Source organism: Rhizobium sp. AN5 (assembly GCF_900215255.1).
Classification (GTDB): domain Bacteria; phylum Pseudomonadota; class Alphaproteobacteria; order Rhizobiales; family Rhizobiaceae; genus Agrobacterium; species Agrobacterium tumefaciens.
The window spans coordinates 544,353-551,966 of sequence record NZ_OCMJ01000002.1; the positions used below are offsets into that span (position 1 = coordinate 544,353).

Sequence of the window (7,614 nt, forward strand, 5' to 3'; positions counted from 1 at the left end):
CTGCGCGAAGGGTACCCCGGACTGTCCGCAGTGTTTGCCAAATCCCGCACGCTTGGCCGCTTAACTAGACTTTTTTTATCAGCATTGTCAGGTCAAAATCGAGCTTTTCCGGGCCATTTAGTGGCCTTATCTGGCTAAATCGTAGTTTCCTGTTTTGTCGGGCCAATCTTTCCTTTTGAAATATAGACGCTGCGCGATTATGGCTCTCTGCGTTGGATGCGGTCGTGAGACTGCTATGAGAAATCCCATCGCCTGGAACCATGATGAAACAGCCGCAAAGGGCAGCCGACCTTCAAAATGTGCCGCGGCCCGTCGCTGCCATGGCACGGACCTACGAGCAAAGCGTCGATTTTGGCTGGCACAGCCATCGCCGAGGCCAATTGTTACAGATCATCGACGGATTCATGACCGCCCGTACCCCCGACACCTCATTTATCATCCCCTGTGGTTACGGTTTGCTGATTACCCCGGAGATACCACACGCCGTTCATTCACACGGGCGGGTCTCCATGCAGTCGGTCTACATCGAACCGGATCCAGGCGTCGCCATGCCATGGGAGCCGACGCGTGTCATCTCAACCTCCACACTCCTTTCGGCAACGGTTGGGGCGTTTTTGAACGAACCGACCCTTTATGACGAAAATGGCCGCGGCGGACATCTCGCGGCACTGATGCTCGAGGAGATCGCAAATGCGGAGGAAGGCCCGTTTGCGCTTCCAATGCCAAGTGACAAGCGATTGCAACGGCTGTGTCGGGATCTTTCTGAAACACCGTCGCTCGATCTCGATATAGATCGCTGGGCAGACAATCTCGGCATGAGCAGGCGCACCATGACCCGGAAATTCCGAATTCAGACCGGCATGAGTTTCGCCGAATGGCGGCGTCGCTTGCGCATGGCGCATGTCATGCGCCGCCAGGCCGAGGGAGCGCGCCTGGAGGAGGCAGCGGCGGACGTCGGTTATCGCAGCTTGTCCTCTCTTCGCAAGGCCATGCGTGAGGTGGCAGGATGAACAGCCCACCGAGCAAACAGAGGACGCAGGCCATCGCGGCTCAGGCGTTTGGTCTCAGCGTCGTCTATGATCAGGCTCAAGCGCTCCGAAAGGTCGATGCCGTTGCGCTTGAAGGCCGGATTACCGTCATATGCGGCGCGAACGGCTCCGGTAAAAGCACGCTTCTCAAATGCCTCGCCGGACTCGAATACCCGACGGAAGGCGAAATCCGCTTGTCCGGGCAGCCGCTCAACGCGTTGTCACGACGCACCGTCGCCCGCCAGGTTGCCGTCCTGAGCCAGACACCAGAGGTTCCCACCGGCCTGAGCGTCGAAGAACTCGTTGAACAAGGCCGTTATCCTCACCGTCCCTGGCTTGGTCGACTGTCGACACGGGACCGCAGGATTATCGAAAGCGCCATTTTTCGCGTCGGCCTTCAAAATTTGCGTGCGAGGCAACTCACGACCCTGTCCGGCGGTGAAAGGCAGCGAGCTTGGTTGGCGATGGCTTTGGCGCAGGAGCCGCGCATCCTTTTTCTTGATGAGCCCACGAGCTTTCTCGACATCAGACACCAGGCCGAATTGCTGACCCTCCTGCGCAAACTCAACACAGAGGAAGGTCTTACGATCATCGCGGTGCTTCATGACCTCAATCAAGTCATGGATATCTCCAATGACGTCGTCCTGATGCAAAAGGGTCAGGTTCTTGCGGCTGGGCCGACGCATCAGGTGCTGCGGACTGACCTGTTGCAGCAAGCCTTTGAGTGCCACGTCGATCTCGTGCCACATCCAGATGGAAGCGGGCGAACCTACTGCATGGTCGACTGGATCGGCGCCGGCAATCGGCAAAGCCGTCAGGCCTTGGCTCAAATATGAATTTGTCTTGCCTCCCCCTTCGTCGATTTGCTCCAGCCCTTGTCTGGTCCGTCGGCGTGGTCCTTCTGCTGGTCCTGGCAGCGCTGGAATTGAGAGTGGGAAGCAGGCTGGTCGGCTGGAGGGATGTGTTTCTTTTTCCGACAGGCCCTGAGACGATAGCGCAGGCAATTTTGGAAACAACTCGGGCGCCCCGTCTGGTCGCAGCGATATCAACTGGCGCCGCGCTTGCACTAGCAGGTTCGGTTCTTCAGACCGTCTTGAGGAACCCTTTGGCGGCTCCGGATATACTGTCCGTAACCAGTGGCGCGCAGCTGTTCCTCGTCGTATCGACCTTGCTGCTTCCCTTGTCTCTGCCGCCCATCGTAGTGACGAGCGCGGGCGGCCTTGCTGGCGCGGCCGCGTGCCTTGCACTGGCTGGCGGCTTTCAAGCCCCGCCGGGCCGGCTGGCTCTTTCCGGTGTCGCCGTGTCGCTTTGTTTTTCCGCGGTGTCATCGGCAATCGTGCTTATTGCTGACGAACGGGCGTCCGGTCTGTTACTCTGGTCGTCCGGCATTCTGGACCAGACCGGATGGTCCAGAACCGCAACAGCAACCCCGTTGGTGCTCCTGTCCTTCGTGGCGCTCATCGTGATGGCGCGCGCCCTCGACTTGCTGGGACTGGGCGACAAGGCTTCGGCAAGTCTGGGGGTAACACGGGCCGTCACGCTTTTCGGTCTGCTCATCGGCGTTCTTCTTTGCGGCTGCGCCGTAACCCTTGCAGGGCCCATCGGCTTCGTCGGCCTTGCAGTCCCGAACGTATTGCGCGCATTGGGTATAAGCCGGCATCACCGCCACCTGCCGCTTTCAGCGGTTTGGGGAGCAAACAGCCTCCTCCTTGCAGATGTCGTCACGCAATCTCTGGCGCGCAATGGCACGACCATACCTACAGGCGTTGCGATTGCCTGCCTCGGTGCACCGGTCATGCTATTCCTGCTGCGCAGGGCAAAGATCGGGGGGGAGCGCCGCATAGGTTCGCCCATAGGCATCGCGCCCCCACCTTTCCTCCTCGCCGTTGGAGCCCTTGTCGCTTTGGGCCTGTTGACGATGGCGGCAAGTCTCGCGACAGGCGACGGAATATCATTGACACTTGCCGAGGTGACAGGAAACCTCGACCTGCGCGCGCCTCGCCTTCTTGTCGCACTCGGCTGTGGCGCGTTGCTCGCTGCTGCTGGCACAGTCCTTCAGGCGGTGACGCGCAACCCGCTATGCGGGCCAGAGACGCTGGGTCTTACACAGGGAGCAGCGTTGTTTAGCCTCGTCGCACTTCTGCTGGGACTTTCACCAGCAACGCCAACTTTCCAGGTCGTCGCTCTGTTGGGGGCCATCACCGTGCTTTTGCTGCTCCGGTTGCTGGCGCCGAAGAATTCTCCGGAAAAATTGGTTCTGGCTGGTGTCGCAATCGCCGCAAGCCTAGGCGCGGCCGCAACAATCATTGTCTTGGAGGCGCGCTTGCAAACGGCTCAGGCACTTTCTTGGCTCGTCGGCTCGACGCACGCCCGCGGCTACGCCGACGCCTTCATGCTGATGCCGTGGGTTTTTGCATTGTCGGCTATAGGCCTGTTGTTCAGTCGCCATCTCGACGCCTTTTTGCTTGGGGACGAAAAGGCCCGCTCACTGGGCCTGGCGACGGGAACCGCGAGCAAATACGCGATGGTCTATGCCGCCAGTGCGGTGGCGATCGCCGTTTCTTCCATCGGGGCCGTCAGTTTCGTTGCCTTGCTCGCACCGCACGCGGCTCGACTTCTTACCGGAGCACGCCACGCAAAAAATCTCCCTATCGCAATGATTCTGGGCGCTGTGATGCTGGCTTTTGCCGACACCGTCGGTCGCAGCATTATCGCGCCGCTCGAACTTCCGGCAGGCATCATCACCGCTATTATCGGCGCACCCGCCTTCATGATCCTGCTGCGTTCCGGATTGAGGTCACGGTTGTCTTGATCGCACCGAAGTAGCGCAGAACTCCGATACGATTGTTTGCAGGTGTTCGCTCTTATGAGACCAACGGATCACGCAGCGTCGGGCCAACCGACCCAGCGATAATGCTGATCATTTCTTCGGCAAGGGGTGGGCGCGATCGATGTCTTCACGCTGTGAAAAATGAGACGAGCTCACGCGCCAGTTCAACAGGGGCCTCTTCTGCCATGTGATGTCCGCTCTCTATTCCCCGGCCCGAAACGGGAAGGCTCGACCAGGGCTGCCATACCGCCGGCACATCTCCATACAACATTTCCAGATCGTCCTGCAGTGACCACAGGACATGAAGCGGGCATGTCAGTCTTTTTCCGGAATTTCGATCATCAAGATCGTGGAGATGGTCTATGTGAACACCCGCGCGATAGTCACCCAGCATTCCCCGGACAGTCGCGGGGTCTTCAACAGCCGAGCGGAAGTCCGCGAAGTTTCCCTTTCCCATGGAAGCCTCGCTGCCGCCATACCAGGCCAAGGGATCAGAAAGAATGGCCCGCTCGGGTTTGTCGTGTTGAGCAAAGAAGAACCAATGCCACCAATGCGTGGCAAAGCTAACATTGCATCGCTCCAGCGCTTCCAGGATCGGAACCCCATCAAGGATTGCGAGCTTCTCAACCCTTTCAGGGTGGTCCATCGCAGTACGAAATGCGGTGTAACTGCCGCGGTCGTGGCCCGCCAGAAAGAACCGGTTGAAGCCGAGATGTTCATGAGAGCGACACAGTCACGAGCCTTGGCCCGCTTTTGACGACGCTTCATGATCATACGGGTTAGCCGGTTTGCCAGACTTCCCGAAACCTCGCAGATCGGGGCAAACAACCGTGAACTTCTCGGCCAGGATGGGGCCACCTTGTACCAGGTTGTGTGTGTTCTCGGATGTCCGTGCAGCAGAAGAAGCGGTGGACCACTTCCGCCATGGCGAACCCGGAGCGTTGTTTCCGGAACCGTGATCATTTCCAGCTTGAAATTTTCAAACATCGCGCTTCCCCTGAAATCGTTGAGTGAACGGTCTCTGCGACGACCGGTTCCGCCTCAGCCTGCCGTGAGACCCTGCGCTTCGGCATTGCCTTAGAACTCGGCTTTGGTAGCGATCAGGGTGTGATGGCGGAGGGCAATGGGAGAGGAGGTGCCGCTTGGTCCCGCTTTTTGCTCAATCGAAACGGTCGCCGTCCTTCCCGCGACCAGCCGAACCGTCGCCGGAGCCTCATCGATCTCGATCCGCACCGGGATTCGCTGGGCAAGTCGAACCCATGAGAATGTCGGCGTCACGCTTGCCAGCGAACCCGCACTATCGCTTCGTTCCCGATCCTCGATCCCCGCAGCAATTCCCGCGACATGCCCGGTGACCGATTGGGCTTCACCCATGATATTGATCGTAACTGGATCACCGATATGGATTCTCGGTAGCTTTGTCTCTTCAAAATACCCTGCAAGATAGATGGATTCTTTTTCCACCAGGACGCCCACCGCAGTTCCAGCCAGGACATAGTTACCCCGGCGCAGGGAAAAGTTCGTAATTGCCCCGGACGCCGGCGCTCTCACGATTGTCCGCTCAAGGTTCAGCTTTGCCAGATCCCGCGCGACCAGTGCAGATCGATAGGCGGCATCTGCCTGATACATCCGGCTTTCCGCTTGCTGTCGCTCCTTCAGGCTGGCTGCTTCCTTTGAGGCAAGCAATTGATACCGCTCGAAATCGGTTTTCGCCATCTCCGCAGCCGCCCTGCTACCCGTTACCTTCGCTTCTGCCTCGCGCAGCGCGAGGCAGAAGCGATCCGTTTCAATGCGAAACAGCGGCGTTCCTTTTTCCACCTGCGCATTGTCTGATATCAGAACCTCGGGCGACAGGCCCGGAAACATCTGGTGCCAATCGGATGATATCAGCGCGGACATGGGCGTCACGGGTCCATGGCGCCTCCATGTAGAAAGACCACAAGTGCCAGCCCAGAATCGCAGCACATGCGTCATCGACAGGGTTAGAAGCACTTGACCCGTGGTGAGCGTCAGATTTTTCATGTCATTGAAACCAGTTGATAGCGGCAGAAAATCCGCCGACAAGGGTAATGTACAGCGCAAGGTTAAACAGTGAGCGGTGCCAAACCATACGGTAGAATGCGATCTTGCCGAGAAGCGATGTGAGAAGGCGCAGGCCTGCATACGCAAACAATGCGTGCGCCGCGAGCGAGGGCAGAAAGACGCCATAGAGTTTCGACCTGCTCCGTCACGCGGGCTTCCTCCCCGCCCCGGCTGTTGGGTAAACGGGAGCGTAAGCGTCCGGAGCAATGCAGAGGCGAAGTGCAACGGCGCGCATCAGAAGCTCGGTATCCATCGCGGTGGCGGCCGCGGGGGAAAGGATCATACCATCCAGCGCCTGCACCGCCTTTTTCCACGGAGCCCTCACCTTTAGCGGCACGGGCACCGTACAGGGCTGCGACCGCCTGAAAGGCCGGTTTGGCGGCGAGCCGGACACCGTCGAAGCCTTGGGCACAAGCTCCTGCATTGCAAGCAGATGCAGCCCTGCCCGGACCTCCCTCAAGAGGTCGCAGTCGCCAATTTCCAAGACCGCTGGTCGTTTTGCCATTCGTAAGGCTAACAGGCCGGCAACGTCGATCATGCGATGGTGGGTGACCAGGACGTCGGATTGTTTGCCAACCGCGATGCTTACGACATGTTTCCGGATAACAGAAAAAAGCCTTCTGTCATTTGTCTCGCTTCGCACGGATCGAAGGAGGCTGCAAACCGTGATCGTCCAGACCATTGCGAGTATGGTCGCCGCTGCGGCATTGACGAAGCTGATGAAGTCTGTCGCTGGATAGGCCTGAAGGGTAAGAAGCAGCGGAAAATTTATGCAAAGACCCATGCCGACGAGGGCAAGCGAAGGCACTGCGAGACATAGGCCCGCCGGTATCAGAAACAGTCCCAAAACAGCGGCGAGCGACGCAAAACCGTCGACTGCCGGAAGGATCGCAAAGCCGTAGATGAATGCCGCAATCGCCGCACCGATCGTCACATTGACAAACTTGCGCATGGCAGGGACCGGATCATCCATGGTGGCGAGGAGGCAACAAAGGACGCCCGATATCTGGGCGAAGGTAACCCCGTCGGACCAGCCCGTTGCGATCCAGAAGAAGAGGGAGGTGACAAGGCATGCTGCAACCGTCAGCGATGACAGCAAAGCCATTCCGATATCCCGATGCGGTGCAGGCATTCTGTCAGACGCGCCAGCCGCTCTACGTCCGCCCTCATCTTCAATGGATTTTCGAAGAGTGAGGCACTCGTCAGAGAGCCGAACAACAGCCCGCAGATCTCGGGCAAATTTGACGAGAAGAAGTTTTTCCCATGTCGGCGGCGAGGTGGAGAAGGCGAGCGCATCGATCGTGGAGGAGGAGCCTCTCGGTCTCGAATCCATCTCGGCAATTATCGACAAAGCCTTTTCCCGGCCAGCCGGGTCAAACCTGCCCAGTGATCGTCGCAAATCCTCCAGTTCGCTCAGTAGCGGCAGAAAGGAAAGCATCCGGTGCTGCAGCGACCATACCAGTGCCACTCTGCTTTGGTATCTGGATCCGTCATATTGAAGATGAACCGCGAACGACCGCAGATCGGCAGCCTCTGCCGCCAGGGCGTGGCGTTCCATCCGGCTTTGGTTTCCGTCCTTCTTTCCGGTTGCTGTGGCTTCGAAAAGCTCCTGCGCCCTGGCCATCCATCCATCGATCCGGTTGAGAAGGGTCGTCCCCACGTGAACCGGAAAAA

4 protein-coding genes and 3 pseudogenes are annotated in these 7,614 nt (G+C 58.7%); 3 read left to right on the plus strand and 4 right to left on the minus strand.

All coding sequences use genetic code 11. The features are described 5' to 3' along the window. Positions 1-263 precede the first annotated feature (263 nt). The 3 genes from CRP02_RS03455 to CRP02_RS03465 are packed head-to-tail and all read left to right on the plus strand — an operon-like array spanning position 264 to position 3,840. On the plus strand, positions 264-1,010 hold the full coding sequence (locus tag CRP02_RS03455) for an AraC family transcriptional regulator (protein ID WP_097170280.1): 747 nt from the start codon (positions 264-266) through the stop codon (positions 1,008-1,010). After that, positions 1,007-1,864 carry an ABC transporter ATP-binding protein gene (locus CRP02_RS03460; protein ID WP_097170248.1) on the plus strand — a complete coding sequence of 286 codons (858 nt, stop codon included), beginning with the start codon at positions 1,007-1,009 and terminating at the stop codon, positions 1,862-1,864. Before CRP02_RS03455 ends, CRP02_RS03460 begins: the two co-directional genes overlap by 4 nt. Beyond that, positions 1,861-3,840 (plus strand): iron ABC transporter permease, encoded by a 1,980-nt coding sequence (locus tag CRP02_RS03465; protein WP_097170249.1) that lies wholly within the window; start codon positions 1,861-1,863, stop codon positions 3,838-3,840. The genes CRP02_RS03460 and CRP02_RS03465 overlap by 4 nt, the downstream gene beginning before the upstream one ends. Positions 3,841-3,985: 145 nt before the next feature. Here the strand turns inward: CRP02_RS03465 and CRP02_RS03470 are convergent. The 4 genes and pseudogenes from CRP02_RS03470 to CRP02_RS03485 form a co-directional block, all read right to left on the minus strand. Then, a pseudogene (locus CRP02_RS03470) lies at positions 3,986-4,845 on the minus strand (alpha/beta fold hydrolase). A gap of 113 nt (positions 4,846-4,958) precedes the next feature. After that, positions 4,959-5,880, minus strand: a pseudogene (locus CRP02_RS03475) (efflux RND transporter periplasmic adaptor subunit). A gap of 1 nt (position 5,881) precedes the next feature. Further along, positions 5,882-6,089, minus strand: a pseudogene (locus CRP02_RS03480) (DUF1656 domain-containing protein). Beyond that, positions 6,086-7,614, minus strand: a 1,529-nt coding sequence (locus CRP02_RS03485; RefSeq protein WP_323455325.1) for an FUSC family protein, incomplete at its 5' end; no start/stop codon positions are given. The pseudogene CRP02_RS03480 and the gene CRP02_RS03485, both read right to left, overlap by 4 nt.